A 16,821-nucleotide genomic window follows, 5' to 3' on the forward strand; every position below is an offset into this window, starting at 1 on the left:
CAGGGCATCATGGATGCTCTGGCTTTTTCTTTTGGTCAAACAGATAGTGTTTTTGTCATTTTGACATGTGTGATCCCTGCTTCTTCAAACGGTTCAGAAACGGCTTTGTAGCCTTTCTTTTCGTAGAAAGGAAGAGCTTGGACTTGTGCGTGCATAACCGCTTCCTTCGCTCCATTAGCAATGGCTTCTGTTTCCAGCGCTTCTAATAGTTTGTGGCCAAGGCCGAAAGCGCGCGCCTCTTTTAACACACAAATTCGTTCCAGCTTTGCCTTTGGCCCTTCAATGATCCGCAGTCTAGCGGCTGCTTGAGGCTTCATTTCATCATTATAAATGACAAAATGAATGGCCTCGTCCTCTAGTTCATCTATTTCAATCTCTAACGGGACTTCTTGTTCTTTTACGAACACTTCTTTTCGAACGTAGTATGCATCTTCTCGTTGTGTTTGTGCTGTTGCGATGACTGTTTTCAAATGTCTTTAACCCTCTTCTCCTAAAATAAATGTTTCATAGACGGTCCAAGATCCGTTCTCTAACTGATATAAAAGGTGGAAGCGATCCACGGTTTCTTCATGGTCAATCTTTCTCAGCTTTAATGTACCAAGTACGTCTGAATGCTCATCATCTGATAGTTTTTGAGCTACTGTCACATGCGGAACAAAAGCATATTCAGGTGTGCCAGCAAGTGGATCTGCGTACAACCTTTCATTGAGCGCCATGATTTCCTCGTTCGGTTCTACTTTCATATAAATGACGTTGTTTACAGGAGCGAATGAACTGAATTTTTTAATACGTAACGTAATAGGAGAAGCATTTTTTGCATACTCTCTTAACGTTGAGACGACCTCAGCCGCTTCTAGATCCGTTAATTCAAAAGGTGTTCTTAATGTTAAATGAGGCGGTATAAGTGCATAGTTCGGATCATAACGCTTCCGGTAAGAGTTCGCAATATCTTGCAATTTTTTTGATGGAAATATAACAACTCCGTATTTCATCATGTTCCCTCCTGAATAAGAAAGTATTTATTATTGTTTATTATAACAAAATTCAGTTGATTAACGAATATGGGAGCATTTTTTTTAACGAAGGCGCAATGAGCGGCTGCCAAAACGTCCATTTATGATCCCCTTCGAATGTCTCAAATAAATAATCCGCACCTGACTGTTCAAGAAGCGCCTTTAAATCTTCATTCGGCTGAATAAAATCAAGCACTTGGCCATCTGTCGTTTTCACAGCCGTTTCTTCCAGCCCAATTTGATGGATAATGGCATAAGGGGAAAGGGCTGTCGACTGTTTAACGGCTTCTAGGACTGAATCATCAACGTAAGGAGACTGCAAAATCAGCCCGCCAAATAAAGAAGGATAATCAATCGCTGTCATAAGGGAAATCGTAGCACCTAGCGAATCACCAATAAACGTGCGTCCTGAGCCAATTTGATAGGTTGGATAGTGCGTATCAATATAAGGGACAAGTTCATTTGCTAAAAAGCGTTTATACGCTTCAAACTTTGTGCCATCTGGATGATACGTATTCCGTCTTTCCGAGACATTTTCATAAGGGACACCAATGATAATCGAGTGTTCCATTTCTTTGTTTTGCATCAATTCTTCCGCCTGTCTGCCTATTTTGCCTAAGCGGAAATAATCATGACCATCTTGGGCAATGATGACATGATATGTATAAAGGGGGGAGTAATTGACTGGCAAATAGATCAAAAGGGTCATATCCGCCCCAAGTTCTTTTGAATGTAAGGTTTCTTCTTGAATAATGCCTGTTTTCTTCACCATAATCCATTCCTCCAGCTAACCAATTTCATCACAAAGTGAAACGTTTCCATTCATTGTAACATGAAAAACAGCGTTGTTCCTATATGCTAACATGCAATCCATTCAGTTGACATCGAATCTGTTATAAAATACAGAAAATTTTAATTAATTGGTCCGATTCCTCTTGAAAAATAAGATTTAATGCGTTACAGTATTAAGAATTAGAACAGACAGACAACACATTCTTATCGTGAGAGGTGGAGGGACTGGCCCTTTGAAACCTCAGCAACCGGTATGCATCACTTCATGTGATGTACCAAGGTGCTAAATCCAGCAAGCAGCTTTTTTGCTTGGAAGATAAGAGGAAGCGATTAAAACCCCTTCTTCTTATGAAGAAGGGGTTTTCTGTTTTGAAATCAGATTTTTACTTAGGATGGTGTCAAATGACAGAACATGTGGAAACGACATTAGCGCAAATTGGAAACCGCAGCGAAGAGGCGACTGGCACGGTCAGCCCCCCCGTTTATCTTTCAACAGCATACAGACATAGAGGCATAGGGGAATCAACCGGATTTGATTACATTCGAACGAAAAACCCAACAAGGCAGCTTGTAGAGGATGCGATTGCTTCACTCGAAGAAGGGACGGCCGGCTTTGCCTTCAGTTCGGGAATGGCTGCGATCCAAACGATCATGGCATTATTTGAAAGCGGAGATGAACTCATCGTCTCATCAGACCTATATGGCGGTACATACCGTTTGTTTGAAAACGAATGGAAAAAGTACGGCTTACGTTTTCTTTACGATGATTTTTCAGATGAAGACTGTTTACGTTCTAAAATCACGCCAAACACAAAAGCGGTCTTTATTGAAACGCCGACAAATCCATTGATGCAGGAAGCAGATATTCAAAAAATAGCGAAGATTGCAAAAGAATATGGCGCTTTGGTCATTGTCGATAACACCTTTTACACACCCGTTTTGCAAAAGCCGATTACACTTGGAGCGGACATTGTCATCCATAGTGCAACCAAATATTTAGGCGGACACAATGACGTCCTTGCCGGTCTTGTGGTGACAAAAGGAGAGCAGCTGTCTGAAGACATGTTCCAGCATCAAAACGCAATTGGAGCCGTTTTATCTCCGTTTGACTCATGGCTTTTAATGAGAGGAATGAAAACACTGGCTCTTAGAATGCGCCAGCACGAGGCAAATGCGAAGGAGCTGGCAGAGTTTTTAAAGAAACAGCCAGAAATTCAAGATGTCCTTTACCCAGGCAAGGGAGGAATGCTGTCATTCCGTGTAGCCAAGGAGGACTGGGTCAATCCATTTTTGAAGCAGCTGAAAACGATCTGTTTTGCTGAAAGTCTTGGCGGAATCGAAAGCTTTATTACGTATCCTGCAACGCAAACGCATATGGATATCCCAGAGGAGATTCGCATTGCAAATGGCGTTTGTAACAAACTGCTCCGTTTCTCCGTTGGCATTGAGCACGTAGATGACCTGAAAGCAGACCTGAAACAGGCACTATCACAAGTGAAAGAGGAGGTACACGCCAAATGACCACACACGATTGGACACTCGAAACCCAACTCGTTCATAATGCGTTTAAAACAGATCGTTCAACAGGTGCAGTCAGTGTGCCAATTCAGCATGCATCCACATTCCATCAAAGCAGCTTCGATGAATTTGGTCAATATGACTACTCAAGATCGGGGACTCCTACACGTCAAGCATTAGAGGATACGATTGCGGCGCTAGAAGGAGGAACAAGAGGGCTTGCTTTTGCATCAGGCATGGCAGCCATCTCAACTGCTTTTCTTCTATTATCAAAGGGCGATCATGTCCTTGTCACAAGAGATGTGTACGGTGGTACATTTCGAATGATCACCCAAGTTCTTTCGCGATTTGGCATCGAGCATACCTTTGTGGACATGACCGATTTGAATGAAGTCAAAAGAGGCATTCAATCGAATACAAAAGTCATTTACATGGAAACACCGTCAAACCCGACTCTAGGTATTACGGATATTGGGAGCGTCGTCCAGCTTGCCAAAGAACATGACTGTCTGACATTCTTAGATAATACATTTTTAACGCCTGCTCTTCAGCGTCCGCTGGACCTTGGCGTTGACGTAGTCCTGCACAGCGCAACGAAATTTTTGAGCGGTCACAGTGATGTACTGTCAGGCTTAGCTGTCGTGAAAGACGAGAAGCTGGGAGAAGAACTCTATTCGCTGCAAAACTCCTTCGGTGCGGTGCTTGGCGTGCAGGATTGCTGGCTTGTGTTAAGAGGGTTAAAAACCCTTCAGGTCAGATTAGAAAAAGCAAGCCAAACGGCCTTCGAACTGGCCTCATTTCTCAAAGAGCATCCTGCGGTGAAAAAAGTGTACTATCCAGGCTTAGATGACCATCCAGGGGCGGACATTCAGCGAAAGCAAGCAAGCGGAGCAGGAGCTGTTCTTTCATTTGAATTAGAAAACCAAGCAGCTGTCAAAGAATTGGTGGATGCTGTCACATTACCAGTATTCGCCGTCAGCCTTGGCGCCGTCGAATCCATTCTGTCATACCCAGCCAAAATGTCACATGCCGCTATGCCAAAAGAAGAAAGAGAAAAAAGAGGGATTACAGATGGCCTGCTTCGATTAAGTGTAGGGGTCGAAAACGGAGAAGACCTCAAACGCGACTTCAAACAAGCACTCGATCAACTTAAGCCAGTTCTTGTGAACCAATCATAAAGGAGAGAAAAAAGCCGGTCCGGTTACCGGCTTTTTGACCTTTTTTGAATAAAACCATTGACGACGAATCATGATGGTTATATAATAGAGACTGTCAGTAACAGAAAGCCCAGAACTGATACATAACCCGATTCCGTAGCTCAGCTGGGAGAGCGCTACCTTGACAGGGTAGAGGTCGCTGGTTCGAGCCCAGTCGGAATCATCGTTTAAACCCTTGCCTAGCAAGGGTTTTTTTGTTTTTTGCAGGTTGTTTTTTTAGGTTAAAACGATTAAAGTGTTCTGCGGTGTTAAATTCTAATTTGTTTGTGACATGATTATAAATATCTGAGGGTATTTTAGCACTAGCATGTCCCGCTCTTTTTTGAATAGATGTACCCCACCTGTTTGGGATGGGGTATCTGCATCAATACATTCAATATTTGTCTGGTGTAATTTAAATAAATAAAGTTCGTTTATCTTAATATTTAATAATGGTTCTTCCTAAATGTTGACCATTTTTAATGGCTTCAATTTTTTCAGGTAACGTATTGAGAGTAATCTCATTGACTAGGGTCGTTTGGGAGATATTCCATTCGTTTGCTATCTCGTTCCAAATGACTTTGCGTTTATTGATTGGTACATTTACAGAATCGATCCCTAGAAGGTTGATTCCTCTTAGAATAAAAGGTAACACAGTTGTTGTTAATTTAATTCCGCCTGCATTCCCGCACATGCTCATGCTTCCACCATAAGAAATTTGAGGAATGATCACAGAAGCCACATCTCCTCCTACGGTATCTAAGACGAAGTCAAATTTTTGCTTGTTTAATGGTTTTTTTAGCTCTCCTAACTCGTTTGCAAAAATGACATCAGCTGCTCCTAAAGATTTTGCTATATCAACTTGATGATCTTTACGCACTAAAGCAAAAATATTGTTGTACCCAATTTTAGATAATAATTGTATAGCAATGCTACCAACTCCACCAGTTGACCCTGTAACGAGTATATTAGGTTGATTTTTCGTACTCATACCATTTTCCTGTAAAGCCATGATAGAAAGAGCTGCGGTAAAGCCTGCTGTTCCAAAAATCATTGCTTCTTTTAAAGTCAAGTTATTTGGCAAAGGAACAATCCAATCCGCAGGTACTCTAGCATATTCAGAAAAACCTCCAGTGTGGCTCATGCCCATAGCGAAACCTGTGACAATCACTTGTTGACCCTCTACGAAACGATTATCTGTTGTATGAACGATAGTCCCACTTAGATCAATTCCAGGAATCATTGGATAGTTACGAATAACACCTCCATTTTTTTGAACAGCCAGCATATCTTTATAATTGATTGAAGAATATGCTACTTTAATTAATATTTCTCCTTCAGATAAATCATTAACACTTACATTTTGAAGATCATAACTAACTTGATCATTTTTTTCTGTAACTAGAATCGCTTTAAATGAATCCATTGTTTATCTTCCTCTCTAAAAATATATTACAACAAAATATTTCTGGTGCAAAAGTATTTCAATTAAAAAACTACCATGATATTATAGGTAAAGTCAATGTGGGGGAGATAAAATGGAATTATTAGAGTGCATAAATTTTTTACTAAGTGTTAGTCAAAATAAAGTGTTCAAGTACTTTAGTAAACTTTTAGAGGAATGTGATTTGACACCCGCTCAATATGGTGTGTTGAACTGTCTGTGGAGAGAGGGTCAGTTATCTCCTAAACAAATTGGAGAACTTGTATATTTAGAAGCCTCAACAGTTTCTGGAATTTTAGATAAAATGCAAAAAGCTGACTTAATTGAACGCACAATAGATCCAAACAATCGAAGAAATATTTTAGTAGAGGCTACTCAAAAATCTTTAGTCATTAGAGATCAAGTTGAAGCAGCAACAATTGAACTGAACGAGACAGCGCTTCAAAACTTGTCAAATGATGATAAGGTTGTACTAAAGAAAGCATTAAGTACAATTATAAATAATTTTCAATGATGTACTTTTATAAACAAGTTCCATATTAAATCGATAACTATCACAAGGCTCCTTTACAGGAGCTTTTTTCAGTTTCTTTTCGGTGCTTTGTAAATCCTTGGATGTGATAATAAATATAATATTAAGTTTTTTATGGAAATTAGGTAAGGAATGGACAAAATTCTTTCTTCAGTGGAGAATATTCAATGTTGATGGCAGCTATTCAGAATGGTTGGCTTGATGCAAATGTTGTAATTGAAGAATCATTAATGTCGTTCAAACGCGCCGGATGCGATGGCATTTTGACTTATTTTGCTTTAGATATGGCTCGGCGACTGAGAGATGGAGAATCTCAAAACATATAGGCAAAATGAAAACAGACCATGCAGGGTCTGTTTTTTTATGAGGAATTATTTGAGGACCTTCAGAAAAAGTATTGATGGAAGAAATCCTTTTTCATACCGATCACACATCTTTTAATAGTATCAGCATATTCAGTTTAAGAGGTTACTTACAAAATATTTAGAACTATCTTGTAAGAACCCTCCTAAATGTAATACGGACTTTAAATATTTTCTATTTGTCTATACTTTTCATATCGCTGTTGGATAAGCTCTTCTGAGGATAATGGTGTCAATTTTTTTAGAGATGATTCGATCACAGATTCAATCATTTGTGCCTGTGATTTGATATCATTTTGTGCTCCACCTTTCATTTCAGGAATGATTTCATCAATCATTCCTAACTGTTTTAAATCTTTTGCTGAAATTTTCATATGTTCAGCAGCTTCTGGAGCATACTTAGCGTCTTTCCATAGGATAGATGCTGCTCCTTCTGGCGAAATTACCGAGTACCATGAATACTCTAACATATGGATATGGTTACCGACACTAATGCCAAGAGCTCCACCACTTGATGCCTCTCCAATTACAATACAAACAATTGGCACTTTAAGCGTAGCCATTTCAAATAGATTTCGAGCTATCGCTTCAGAAATTCCACGTTCTTCAGACCCTTTCCCTGGATAGGCGCCTATTGTATCAATAAATGTAATAATAGGGCGATTAAATTTATCAGCTTGTTTCATCAGTCTTAGCGCTTTTCTATATCCTTCTGGATGAGCCATTCCAAAATTTCTTTCTATATTTTCCTTTGTACTTCTACCTCTTTGATGACCAATAACCGTAACGGGCATTCCTTTAAATTTTGCAATACCACCTATCATTGCTTTATCATCACCATATAATCGATCACCATGAAGTTCGAAAAAGTTTGTAAACAATAAAGGTATATAATCCAATGTCGTGGGCCGGTTACGTAGCCTTGCAATTTGAACTCGTTGAAAAGCTGTAAGATTAGAATAAATTTCATCTTGCATTTTATTTAAACGTTTTTCTAATAAATGAATTTCTGACGATAAATCTACATTATTTTCTTTCATCATTTTCTTTAATTCATCAAATTTCTCTTTTAGTTCAATAATAGGACGTTCAAAATCCAAACTCATTTTATCCTCCAAAGGTTATGATTTACCTCACTCTAATCAAAAGACTTAGAAATAGAATCAATAAATAATTCAAAACCATCCACAACTATTTTTTGTTCTGATTCTGATAAATTATTGAGGATACGTTGATAAAATGTAAGGGATTGTTCTCTTAAGCGATTAACAGTAATGTGACCCTTTTCTGTGAGGTGCAGAAAAAGTTCTCTTCTATTTTTTTCATTTACTTCACGATAAACAAGTCCCTTTTTTACTAACTTATCTACCAATCTACTTACAGTTGAAGTATCTAGTCTAAGTTTATTGGATAGTTGCCAAACAGTTAATCTTTCCACCTCTAGTTCCTCTAACGCCATCATTTGAGAAGTTGGTAGAGGTTTTTCAAATGGTCCATTCGGCAAATTTTGAGATTCGAAAACCCCAGTTAATATAATCATTTTCTTAATATCTGTTCTTAGTTTTAAGGCATCTTCTCTTTTCAAAAGGTCAACCTCCTACAATTCATGTATCATACATTAATTGTATTATACATCAATGTGGTTTTTTCACAAGCTTAACATAAGCCAATATGACAACATGGACGAGATATTTCTTCTTGTTAAATGTGTCTAATTTGTGAAATTAACAATTTCCACAAACTAAAATATATGGAAGTTCAGTCTATAGTAGGTAACATAATACTCATTGTTATGGCGGGTATCTAGTCTCGTAAAAGTGACAAGACTAATCATTTTGAATGAATAGAAGGAGGTTTCATGAATATTGCCATAACTGATGTTACATACGGTAGTAAAGTAAGAGAGCCAAAAGGTGCTCTGCGTTACTACTATACACATGCCTTAGAAATCGAAAATTCTAAGGAAGAGCTTCTCATCCAAATGGACTTTACAGATAAGCTCTCTAAAAAAAATTACACGGAGGTAATAGGAAATGAGAATTAACCACAATATCGCAGCACTTAACACATTAAACCGTTTATCAGCAAACAACGGTGCGAGCCAAAAGAACATGGAGAAACTATCTTCTGGTCTTAAAATTAACCGTGCAGGAGATGACGCAGCAGGTCTAGCAATCTCTGAAAAAATGCGTGGACAAATCCGCGGATTAGAAATGGCTTCTAAAAACGCCCAAGACGGTATCTCTCTTATCCAAACAGCTGAAGGTGCATTGACTGAAACTCACTCCATCCTTCAACGTGTTCGTGAACTAGTCGTTCAAGCTGGAAATACTGGTACACAGCAAGGTGAAGACTTAGCTGCAATTAAAGATGAGATCACAGCGCTTGTTGAAGAGGTCGATGGTATTTCTAATCGTACTGAGTTTAACGGAAAAAAATTATTAAATGGTACGTTTAATGGAGTAGGCACACCAGAAGTTCCGCCGACAGATCCAGATGATCCAAGTACAGGTACACCAGCAACTGATGGCGATGCTTTAGTATTCCAAATTGGTGCAAATGCTACACAACAAATTAAGGTAAACATTCAAGATATGAGCGCTGCTGCTTTAGGCGTTACAGACAACGATGGTGCAGTTGAGACAGGTAAGTCTGTTAAAGATATCGATGTATCTAAATTTGAAACAATTGCAGCTGATGACGATGGTGGATTTGATGATCAGTTAGCAATCGTTGATGGAGCTATTAAACAAGTTTCTGCACAACGTTCTAAACTTGGTGCAGTTCAAAACCGTCTAGAGCACACAATCAACAACCTTGGTGCTTCTGGTGAAAACTTAACGGCTGCTGAATCTCGTATTCGTGACGTTGACATGGCAAAAGAAATGAGTGAATTCACTAAGAACAATATTCTTTCTCAAGCGTCTCAAGCGATGCTTGCACAAGCGAATCAACAGCCACAAAACGTACTTCAATTATTACGTTAATAAATCAAAAGCCCCTATATATAGGGGCTTTTTTTGTTTGTCTTTATTCGGTTCGATGTCTTATTTTATAGATCGTTCTAAAAGACGCTTCAACGCCAATGAATACGACAAATAATAATACTATCCAACTAACCAAATATTCGAGAGAGTCTTTTGTATTTCTCAGTGTTGGTCATTATCCTGTTTTCACAAACAGGGAGCTACATAAAGCAGCTCACTGACAAGTAATCAATCTTTCTTTTTTTTGTAGTCTTTTATTAAGCTTGAAACAGTTAAACCCATTACACCAAAAGCTACTACATAAAATAAAATATTTGTTACAAGTGTATCAATTTTTCCTAAAATCAACACAATAGCGATAATAGCGGCGGGTAAAGTAATTAACAAACCTTTGGATGCCTTATTTTCCTGTGTCACTAACCAAGCACCTCCTTGTTGTTTTCCATTTAGGTGTGTTTTAGTTCATTTTAAAAAACGAACAACATGATGGTTTTAGCAACCCACCATGCTGCATTTTCACTTCCAGTCACTTTAAGAGCGCCTAAGTAAATACCATGTTCAAGAGCGCCTGTATAGTGTTCGAGAGTGATTAGAATGGTTTCTAACCCTGTTACACCGCCTATCATTACTTTCAGTTTAGTTGGTAATTGGTCATAAGCTCCTTTTATTGCTTTTATAGCCGAAGTGAATTTACCGTGTAAAGTAGCTTCTCCGTATGTTTTTGACTGAGCTTCTTTTATTACTTTTTTGAACTTTACTGTTTCTTCTTCATTTAGATTCCAATACTGTGCAATCTCATCTATTGTAGGCTCTTTTGATTGTTCAAAAGAAAATTTTACAGATGAATAAGAAAAGGACTGTTCTTTTTCGAGAGCTTTAGTAACATTTGCTTCTGCAAAAGGTGTGAATATAAAAACAGAAATTCCTGCAACTGTTGATAAGATTAAACCTTTAGAAGAACTTAGTTTTTCCATAATAAACTCCTACTTTTGAATATATTTTAGACATTAGGCTTTCAAGGAATGTAAGGCTTATTTAGTAATGCAATATTTTGTTTTAGCTGTTAGAAATATTCCTCCTACTCTAATGAATGTTATCATTTGTAAATAAAAGAAGTAAATAGGTTATTTGTTATAAGGTTTGAACGGTACAATATGTATGCATATTGATGAAAAACATGATTAACAAAGAATCAACAAAGATTAAGAATAAAGAGGTAACATTTTTAGTTCTTAAAAAACGAAGGAATACCGGAGGATAAAAAGCTTCTGTAGTAACGGTAGAAGTGAATTAGAGGGTGTCACTGGTAATGACAGAATTCTATACCTCTACCTTGACTGGGTAGAGGTGACAGTTCGATCCAGCTTAATTAGAGACCATCGTAAAGAACCCTTCTTGTTAAAGATTAAAGAAGCAATAAGTAAAAAATATGAAACTATTTTATTTCCTCATCCATCACTTTCTTATATTTTTCAAATTCAGAATCCTTCATTTCTCCGTTCATTTGAAGCAGGAAGTTCCCTTTTGAATATGTGTGAGAGAAGAACATAGATCCAGCATTGCCCAACTCATCATAATAAGATTTGGCCTGGTTAAGGTCAGTTTCATTTCCAAATTTAAAAATCCTTCCACCAGCATTTTCACCTAAAGAAGGAATGAGAATCCTTTTTCCTTCTTCTCTTATATTTCCAAACTCTTTTTGTTCAAGATCAGTTGGTTTTTCTGCTTCAAGTCCAGCACTTTTGAACGCTTCAATCACGTTGTCTGTTGTGAGCTGTTTTTTAGTAGATGCTGCATTGCTACAAGCTGTTAACAATAATAAACATGTAAAAAATAATACAAAATATTTCTTCATAGTCGATCCTCCTGATTGATAGATGCATAAGGATCTTACACTAAGTAATTTCTGTTTACTATCCTTTCGACAAAAGTAGACAAATGTGAAAAAATAAAGGAAGGGTAAAATGATAACGTTCAGGAGAATACACATTTGATAAAATATTTAGTGGAGGGGAGAAAGATATGAAGTCACTTTTACTAATTGGACAATCAAATATGGCGGGGCGCGGCTTTAAACATGAAGTGCCTCCGATTTATAATGAAAGAATCATGATGCTGCGAAATGGTAGATGGCAAATGATGACTGAACCCATTCATTTTGATAGGCCGGTAGCTGGCGTAGGACTGGCGGCTTCCTTTGCGGAGGCTTGGTGCAAGGATCATGAAGGAGAGAAGATTGGTCTTATTCCATGTGCCGAAGGTGGCAGTTCCATTGATGAGTGGTCGCTAGACGGAGCATTATTTCGTCATGCAATAAATGAAGCTAAATTTGCAAAGGAAAATAGCGAATTGGTCGGGATATTATGGCATCAAGGAGAAAGTGACAGCCAAGATGGGAAATACAAAGCATACTATGAAAAAATACTAAGATTATTTCATGAACTAAGAACTGAATTATCTGTACCTAACATTCCGCTTTTAATAGGAGGTTTGGGCGATTACTTGGGAAAGGTGGCATTTGGCGCAGGGGGTGTGGAATATCAACGTATTAATGAGGAACTACAAAAATATGCACATCATAATGAAAATTGTTATTATGTTACTGCGAAAGGTCTTATATCTAACCCAGACGGAATTCACATCAATGCGATGTCCCAGAGAATATTTGGTATAAGGTACTATGAAGCATTTCGAAAAAAAGAACATATACATGAGCCAATACCAAATGAAAATGAGTTAGTCAATGAATGTCATAATAGAATGAATACCTCAGCGGAGAAAAAATACATAGCACTAGAAAAGTTCACGTTGGGCAAGATTACTTACGAAGAGTTGCTGGAGGCTTTATCGTAGGTTAAGCTTATGGTAGCCTTTGAATGAAACCGTTATAACTCATAGTTGTGATAGACAGAAACATAACATATCTCTTGAAAGGATGATTGTGGTGGTGAAAACAGATAAAGTCTCCTCCTGAATACATGAAATCACATTCAGGAGGAGATAAAAAATGTTTAAACAAATAGACGAAAATTACCCGCGAAAAGAGCACTTTCATCATTATATGACTCTAACCCGATGCTCATATAGCCTGGTGATCGATCTAGACATCACGACATTGTTTTCAATATTGAAAGAAAAAAAGTTAAAAGTATATCCTGTGCAAATTTATTTATTAGCAAGAGCTGTGCAAAAAATACCGGAGTTTCGAATGGATCAATTGAACGATGAACTTGGTTACTGGGAACTTCTCCATCCTAGTTATACGATTCTAAATAAAGAAACAAAGACATTTTCAAGTATTTGGACGCCTTATGACGAAAACTTTGCTCAGTTTTATAAAAGCTGTGTAGCGGACATTGAAACATTTAGCGAAAGCAGCAAACTATTTCCCAAACCTAATATGCCAGAAAACATGTTCAATATTTCAAGTCTGCCGTGGGTTGATTTTACTTCTTTTAACCTTAATGTATCTACAAATGAGACTTATTTACTGCCAATATTTACGATAGGCAAATTTAAAGTGGAAGAAGGAAAAGTCATTTTGCCCGTTGCGATTCAAGTACATCATGCTGTTTGTGATGGCTATCACGTCGGTCAATATGTGGAATATTTGAGGTGGCTTATAGAACATTGTGACGAGTGGTTAAATGATACAATGCAAATTACCTGAAGACAACAGGTACTCCCATGGAAATCTAGAAGATGAAGGCAGACTGAAATGAGTCTGCCTTTTTGTTTTGTGATGATCATGAAATGTGCCAAAGGTTTACGATGCTACATTTGTTCTTTTTGCGGTTTCTTTTCGGTGCTTTGTAAATTATTGTATGTGATAATAAATGTAATATAAGGGAGTCTAGTGGAAGGGGAATAAGGGATGGAGAAAGTTCTTTCTTCACATGTAGGTGTGAAAATAAATGAATGGTATAAAATGATTCGGCAATTCAGTGTACCCGATGCAGAGATTTTGAAAGCTGAGGTAGAAAAAGAAATTGAATGGATGGAAGAGGATCAGGATTTACTGATTTATTATCAATTGATGTGCTTTCGCCACCAGCTTATGCTTGATTATATCAAACCTTCAGAGCAACGGTCTTTATCCATTGCAGACCTAGTGGATAAAATTGAAAATTCAAATCATAAATTATCCGGCATGTTGCATTATTATAACGCATTTTTTCATGGCATGTATGAGTTCAGTATAAAAGAATATGTACAGGCCATTCAATATTACAAGATCGCTGAGAGGCAGCTCGCACTGGTTGTAGATGATATTGAGCAAGCGGAGTTTCACTTCAAGGTGGCTGAAGCCTACTATATTATGAAACAAACGCATGTTTCTATGCATCACATCATAAAGGCGCTAGATATTTATAAAGAACATGAGCATTGCAGGAAATTATGATGATTTCAAAAGATATGAAAAGTCGTTGCAACACTTAAAAACTGCTTATTCAATTGCTGTGGGCGCAAACGATCAACGTTTAGTAGCAAAAACATTATTAAATATTGGTAATACATATGATAGGCAATCAAAATATACAGAGGCAATAAAGCATTATAGAGAAGTGTTAGATTTAATATCCTCAGAAAAAAATGACATAAAGCCAATCACTCTATTTAGTTTGTGTTGGTCGCTGTACAAGTCTAATCAAACTGATGAAGCAGATCTGCTAGTTGAAGATGGTCTTATGTATTCCTTAAAGGTAAATGATTCGCTAAGTGTGTTGTTATTTAAAGCATTAAAAGCGATTTATATGGATACTGATGAACAAGCGTTTAAAGAAGTGTTGGATATTTTTGAAGAAAAGAAACTACATGTCTATGTGGAAGCATTTGCTCAAAGTATCGGGTTATTTTATGAAAAAAAAGGGGACTTTGAAAAAGCTGCCGAATATTACAGAAAGGCTCTAAAGGCTCAAAATGATATTCAAAAAGGAGAATGTCTATATGATTATTAAAAGGGTACTATTCATATTAAGCATTGTATTATTGAGTGTATCAGCTGTAGAAACCTTGAAAACCATTGAAACAAAATCGATTCGAAATACAACAATGGAAGAACAACAAAAAACAAATCGAAACACGATTATGATCGACCAAAATGCAAAATCGCAAAACGTATAGGTGAAATGAAACAGACCTTAAGAGGTCTGTTTTCATTTTGGGAATGAATTCTTTTACGGATATCTTCTATCTAAATTAAACATGTGGATTTCCATTTGCTCTAAAGAAATAGTATGAACTGACCAATCTTCCCTTTGATTTATTGAAGATGCTAAATAAACACCTTCCCAATCTGCATACTCGTCGAGTATAAGAAAAAACGCTTTTTTCATCACTTGCAGCTCCTTCAATTCGTTTTAAAATCAATCGCATCAAATGAGCGAATGAATAGTTGGTCAATATTATATTGAGATCAATAGATATGGAGAGGCATCCACTTTGAAATCATTCTGGGAAAAAGAAGAAGAGAGCCCTTTCACATTAGAAAAGATAGATGAGGAACAAATTCGTAAAATAGAGGCAACACTTGGAGTCACTTTACCTGATACATATAAAAAGCTCATTTTAGAATGGAATGGCGACTTTACAGTTCGTAATGCTTTTCCAACTGAACAGCCGAATTCATGGGCTAAGGATCATGTTCAATTTGACCATTTAAGAGGAATCGCCAAAGATGATGGCATCATGAATAGTCCCCAGTTAAGTGATGAATTGGATCTGCCTGAGGAACTTGTGATCATCAGCGGAGAAGAAGATACATGGATCGCAATGGATTATCGAAAAACGAAGGAACATCCTCCTATTCACTATTTCGATTTAGAGCTGGAAGTAGATTTTAAGCTGGCAGATACTTTCGATGATTTTATTGGGCAGTTATATACAGCTGAAGATGCGATGGTCGAAGTAGTAGAGATTGAGGAGGAAGCTTCGGATTTATATGTCAGTAAAGAAGAGCTTGAACACATATTTGATAGGCAGGACCTTCGTCAGCAGAATCTATTCAAAATGGCACATTATCCGATGGAAGAAACAGAAGAGATCGAATGGTTTTTCAATCGTATGAAACAATGCATCCAACAGATAAAAGATCAACATGTTTTGTATGAAGCAGCGACAACGATTCACTCCATCCTTCCGTTAAACCCGGATATGCCAAGGAATGACCGTATCAATCAAGAGTTGAAAGAAATAGCGGAGTTTCTAGAAAATAGTGGTGAGCCTAATACCGCTTTTTTGGGAGAAGACATTCATCCAGTGAAAAAACGATAGTGAAAGAATAAAAGCCCCTGAAAAGGGCTTTTAAAATGTAGTTTAAGACCTCTTTTTATTTAAAGTTTTCATGATGAATAATGCTATATATGAAGCAATGAATGAGCCTAAAGTGTAAACAACTGACCACCCTAAGAAAGAGACATTAAAAAGTGTAAATGTCAGGATGAGCAAAATGATAAAGCTCACAACTGGCATAAAATAAACCTTTTGTACAAACAATGTGACGATAAAAGAAGCGATGATTATACTTACTGGAAGCAAGCCGAATACGAATTCTAAATGAGTCATACCAATTCTCCCTTTAAATGACTTAGCTACATTTGATTTGTTCTAATTGCCTCTCATACACTCAAAATTCATAGTACATCGGGTTTTTGAGTTTAATAAATTTATTAGACAAAAGAATCAATAACCATATCATAACATAAGTAAATGCATTTATTACATTATATGTAATTCGATGGGAAGTCGGATGATTTTAAATCCTTTTTTTTGTAATCTTATTGAAAGTCATATTTAAATAAAGTATAGTAACTTTATATGACAAAGAGGAGGATGGTTAAAGATGATGCATGCAGGAAGATTACGCCAGCAAACTTTGAACAATCAATAATTTCATATGTTCAAAGGCTCTGTTTTCATCAAACAGAGTAAACGGGGTAGTCTGCACATTTTTAAACATCTTCAGCGGTCAAGTATGT

Annotated in this window: 19 protein-coding genes, 1 tRNA gene, 3 pseudogenes and 1 riboswitch; of the genes and pseudogenes, 12 read left to right on the plus strand and 11 right to left on the minus strand. The window is 37.2% G+C overall.

What is annotated here, in order from left to right:
- Nucleotides 1-35 precede the first annotated feature (35 nt).
- Genes C6344_RS01485 through C6344_RS01495 form a run of 3 tightly spaced genes read right to left on the minus strand, consistent with a single transcriptional unit; the run spans nucleotide 36 to nucleotide 1,785 of the window.
- Nucleotides 36-470 (minus strand): GNAT family N-acetyltransferase, encoded by a 435-nt coding sequence (locus tag C6344_RS01485; protein WP_058014269.1) that lies wholly within the window; start codon nucleotides 468-470, stop codon nucleotides 36-38.
- 6 nt (nucleotides 471-476) lie between these two features.
- Nucleotides 477-992: a YjcG family protein gene (locus C6344_RS01490; RefSeq protein WP_034663172.1), complete on the minus strand. Its 516-nt coding sequence runs from the start codon at nucleotides 990-992 to the stop codon at nucleotides 477-479.
- Between the two features lie 52 nt (nucleotides 993-1,044).
- Nucleotides 1,045-1,785: an alpha/beta hydrolase gene (locus C6344_RS01495; protein WP_106072667.1), complete on the minus strand. Its 741-nt coding sequence runs from the start codon at nucleotides 1,783-1,785 to the stop codon at nucleotides 1,045-1,047.
- Nucleotides 1,786-2,006: 221 nt separating this feature from the next.
- Nucleotides 2,007-2,128, plus strand: a riboswitch (SAM riboswitch).
- Between the two features lie 79 nt (nucleotides 2,129-2,207).
- Here C6344_RS01495 and C6344_RS01500 point away from each other — a divergent pair.
- The 3 genes from C6344_RS01500 to C6344_RS01510 all read left to right on the plus strand — a co-directional run bounded on the left by C6344_RS01500 (nucleotide 2,208) and on the right by C6344_RS01510 (nucleotide 4,703).
- Nucleotides 2,208-3,326 carry a methionine biosynthesis PLP-dependent protein gene (locus C6344_RS01500; RefSeq protein WP_066031026.1) on the plus strand — a complete coding sequence of 373 codons (1,119 nt, stop codon included), beginning with the start codon at nucleotides 2,208-2,210 and terminating at the stop codon, nucleotides 3,324-3,326.
- A complete protein-coding gene (gene metC / locus C6344_RS01505) occupies nucleotides 3,323-4,501 on the plus strand; it encodes a cystathionine beta-lyase (RefSeq protein ID WP_066031025.1) in 1,179 nt (392 codons plus the stop codon). Before C6344_RS01500 ends, metC begins: the two co-directional genes overlap by 4 nt.
- A 129-nt stretch (nucleotides 4,502-4,630) precedes the next feature.
- A tRNA-Val gene (locus C6344_RS01510) sits at nucleotides 4,631-4,703 on the plus strand.
- 255 nt (nucleotides 4,704-4,958) lie between these two features.
- On the opposite strand, the gene C6344_RS01515 is transcribed toward C6344_RS01510, so the two are convergent.
- Nucleotides 4,959-5,945: a YhdH/YhfP family quinone oxidoreductase gene (locus C6344_RS01515; RefSeq protein WP_066031024.1), complete on the minus strand. Its 987-nt coding sequence runs from the start codon at nucleotides 5,943-5,945 to the stop codon at nucleotides 4,959-4,961.
- Between the two features lie 112 nt (nucleotides 5,946-6,057).
- Between C6344_RS01515 and C6344_RS01520 the strand changes: the two genes are divergently transcribed.
- Together C6344_RS01520 and C6344_RS01525 are read left to right on the plus strand one after the other, a co-directional pair.
- Nucleotides 6,058-6,477: a MarR family winged helix-turn-helix transcriptional regulator gene (locus C6344_RS01520; RefSeq protein WP_060596031.1), complete on the plus strand. Its 420-nt coding sequence runs from the start codon at nucleotides 6,058-6,060 to the stop codon at nucleotides 6,475-6,477.
- Between the two features lie 182 nt (nucleotides 6,478-6,659).
- Nucleotides 6,660-6,821, plus strand: a pseudogene (locus tag C6344_RS01525) (porphobilinogen synthase); the annotation flags it as partial.
- A 200-nt stretch (nucleotides 6,822-7,021) separates the two neighbouring features.
- On the opposite strand, the gene C6344_RS01530 reads toward C6344_RS01525, so the two are convergent.
- Complete coding sequence (locus C6344_RS01530) at nucleotides 7,022-7,963, minus strand: acetyl-CoA carboxylase carboxyltransferase subunit alpha (RefSeq protein WP_066031023.1); 942 nt, start codon at nucleotides 7,961-7,963, stop codon at nucleotides 7,022-7,024.
- Nucleotides 7,964-7,995: 32 nt separating this feature from the next.
- Nucleotides 7,996-8,442, minus strand: coding sequence for a MarR family winged helix-turn-helix transcriptional regulator (locus C6344_RS01535; protein WP_060596033.1), 447 nt, complete (start codon nucleotides 8,440-8,442; stop codon nucleotides 7,996-7,998).
- Between the two features lie 273 nt (nucleotides 8,443-8,715).
- Here C6344_RS01535 and C6344_RS01540 point away from each other — a divergent pair, with 273 nt between their 5' ends.
- Both C6344_RS01540 and hag read left to right on the plus strand, forming a co-directional pair.
- Nucleotides 8,716-8,901: a hypothetical protein gene (locus C6344_RS01540; protein ID WP_060596034.1), complete on the plus strand. Its 186-nt coding sequence runs from the start codon at nucleotides 8,716-8,718 to the stop codon at nucleotides 8,899-8,901.
- Nucleotides 8,891-9,844, plus strand: coding sequence for a flagellin Hag (gene hag, locus C6344_RS01545; RefSeq protein WP_106048790.1), 954 nt, complete (start codon nucleotides 8,891-8,893; stop codon nucleotides 9,842-9,844). The genes C6344_RS01540 and hag overlap by 11 nt, the downstream gene beginning before the upstream one ends.
- A 228-nt stretch (nucleotides 9,845-10,072) precedes the next feature.
- Here hag and C6344_RS01550 read toward each other — a convergent pair whose 3' ends face one another.
- The 3 genes from C6344_RS01550 to C6344_RS01560 form a co-directional block, all read right to left on the minus strand.
- Nucleotides 10,073-10,261 (minus strand): hypothetical protein, encoded by a 189-nt coding sequence (locus C6344_RS01550; protein ID WP_106072668.1) that lies wholly within the window; start codon nucleotides 10,259-10,261, stop codon nucleotides 10,073-10,075.
- 50 nt (nucleotides 10,262-10,311) lie between these two features.
- Nucleotides 10,312-10,818: a hypothetical protein gene (locus C6344_RS01555; RefSeq protein WP_060596045.1), complete on the minus strand. Its 507-nt coding sequence runs from the start codon at nucleotides 10,816-10,818 to the stop codon at nucleotides 10,312-10,314.
- 461 nt (nucleotides 10,819-11,279) lie between these two features.
- The gene (locus tag C6344_RS01560; protein WP_060596046.1) at nucleotides 11,280-11,699 is read right to left on the minus strand and encodes a hypothetical protein; all 420 of its coding nucleotides are present in this window, start codon (nucleotides 11,697-11,699) and stop codon (nucleotides 11,280-11,282) included.
- 167 nt (nucleotides 11,700-11,866) lie between these two features.
- Between C6344_RS01560 and C6344_RS01565 the strand changes: the two genes are divergently transcribed.
- The 4 genes and pseudogenes from C6344_RS01565 to C6344_RS01580 all read left to right on the plus strand — a co-directional run bounded on the left by C6344_RS01565 (nucleotide 11,867) and on the right by C6344_RS01580 (nucleotide 14,968).
- Nucleotides 11,867-12,697, plus strand: coding sequence for a sialate O-acetylesterase (locus C6344_RS01565; RefSeq protein ID WP_066031021.1), 831 nt, complete (start codon nucleotides 11,867-11,869; stop codon nucleotides 12,695-12,697).
- A 154-nt stretch (nucleotides 12,698-12,851) separates the two neighbouring features.
- Nucleotides 12,852-13,514: a type A chloramphenicol O-acetyltransferase gene (catA, locus tag C6344_RS01570; protein WP_066031020.1), complete on the plus strand. Its 663-nt coding sequence runs from the start codon at nucleotides 12,852-12,854 to the stop codon at nucleotides 13,512-13,514.
- 204 nt (nucleotides 13,515-13,718) lie between these two features.
- Nucleotides 13,719-14,802, plus strand: a pseudogene (locus C6344_RS01575) (Rap family tetratricopeptide repeat protein).
- A complete protein-coding gene (locus C6344_RS01580; RefSeq protein ID WP_066031018.1) occupies nucleotides 14,792-14,968 on the plus strand; it encodes a RapH phosphatase inhibitor in 177 nt (58 codons plus the stop codon). Before C6344_RS01575 ends, C6344_RS01580 begins: the two are co-directional and overlap by 11 nt.
- A 98-nt stretch (nucleotides 14,969-15,066) precedes the next feature.
- Here C6344_RS01580 and C6344_RS01585 read toward each other — a convergent pair.
- Nucleotides 15,067-15,180 (minus strand): annotated as a pseudogene (locus tag C6344_RS01585) (glutamine amidotransferase); the annotation flags it as partial.
- Nucleotides 15,181-15,286: 106 nt separating this feature from the next.
- Here C6344_RS01585 and C6344_RS01590 point away from each other — a divergent pair.
- Nucleotides 15,287-16,117 carry an SMI1/KNR4 family protein gene (locus C6344_RS01590; protein ID WP_106072669.1) on the plus strand — a complete coding sequence of 277 codons (831 nt, stop codon included), beginning with the start codon at nucleotides 15,287-15,289 and terminating at the stop codon, nucleotides 16,115-16,117.
- A gap of 42 nt (nucleotides 16,118-16,159) precedes the next feature.
- Here the strand turns inward: C6344_RS01590 and C6344_RS01595 are convergent, their stop codons facing one another.
- Entirely contained in the window at nucleotides 16,160-16,408 is a 249-nt protein-coding gene (locus C6344_RS01595; RefSeq protein ID WP_024424983.1) for a DUF2651 family protein, read from the minus strand.
- Nucleotides 16,409-16,821 lie beyond the last annotated feature (413 nt).

This window comes from Bacillus sp. GBSW19, from assembly GCF_002998655.1.
Taxonomy (GTDB): Bacteria; Bacillota; Bacilli; order Bacillales; family Bacillaceae; genus Bacillus.

Coding starts and splice junctions, on each gene's coding strand:
- C6344_RS01490 (WP_034663172.1), bottom strand. CDS start 992: ATGAAATACGGAGTTGTTATATTTCCATCAAAAAAATTGCAAGATATT.
- C6344_RS01495 (WP_106072667.1), bottom strand. CDS start 1,785: ATGGTGAAGAAAACAGGCATTATTCAAGAAGAAACCTTACATTCAAAA.
- C6344_RS01500 (WP_066031026.1), top strand. CDS start 2,208: ATGACAGAACATGTGGAAACGACATTAGCGCAAATTGGAAACCGCAGC.
- metC (WP_066031025.1), top strand. CDS start 3,323: ATGACCACACACGATTGGACACTCGAAACCCAACTCGTTCATAATGCG.
- C6344_RS01515 (WP_066031024.1), bottom strand. CDS start 5,945: ATGGATTCATTTAAAGCGATTCTAGTTACAGAAAAAAATGATCAAGTT.
- C6344_RS01520 (WP_060596031.1), top strand. CDS start 6,058: ATGGAATTATTAGAGTGCATAAATTTTTTACTAAGTGTTAGTCAAAAT.
- C6344_RS01530 (WP_066031023.1), bottom strand. CDS start 7,963: ATGAGTTTGGATTTTGAACGTCCTATTATTGAACTAAAAGAGAAATTT.
- C6344_RS01540 (WP_060596034.1), top strand. CDS start 8,716: ATGAATATTGCCATAACTGATGTTACATACGGTAGTAAAGTAAGAGAG.
- hag (WP_106048790.1), top strand. CDS start 8,891: ATGAGAATTAACCACAATATCGCAGCACTTAACACATTAAACCGTTTA.
- C6344_RS01555 (WP_060596045.1), bottom strand. CDS start 10,818: ATGGAAAAACTAAGTTCTTCTAAAGGTTTAATCTTATCAACAGTTGCA.
- C6344_RS01560 (WP_060596046.1), bottom strand. CDS start 11,699: ATGAAGAAATATTTTGTATTATTTTTTACATGTTTATTATTGTTAACA.
- C6344_RS01565 (WP_066031021.1), top strand. CDS start 11,867: ATGAAGTCACTTTTACTAATTGGACAATCAAATATGGCGGGGCGCGGC.
- catA (WP_066031020.1), top strand. CDS start 12,852: ATGTTTAAACAAATAGACGAAAATTACCCGCGAAAAGAGCACTTTCAT.
- C6344_RS01580 (WP_066031018.1), top strand. CDS start 14,792: ATGATTATTAAAAGGGTACTATTCATATTAAGCATTGTATTATTGAGT.
- C6344_RS01595 (WP_024424983.1), bottom strand. CDS start 16,408: ATGACTCATTTAGAATTCGTATTCGGCTTGCTTCCAGTAAGTATAATC.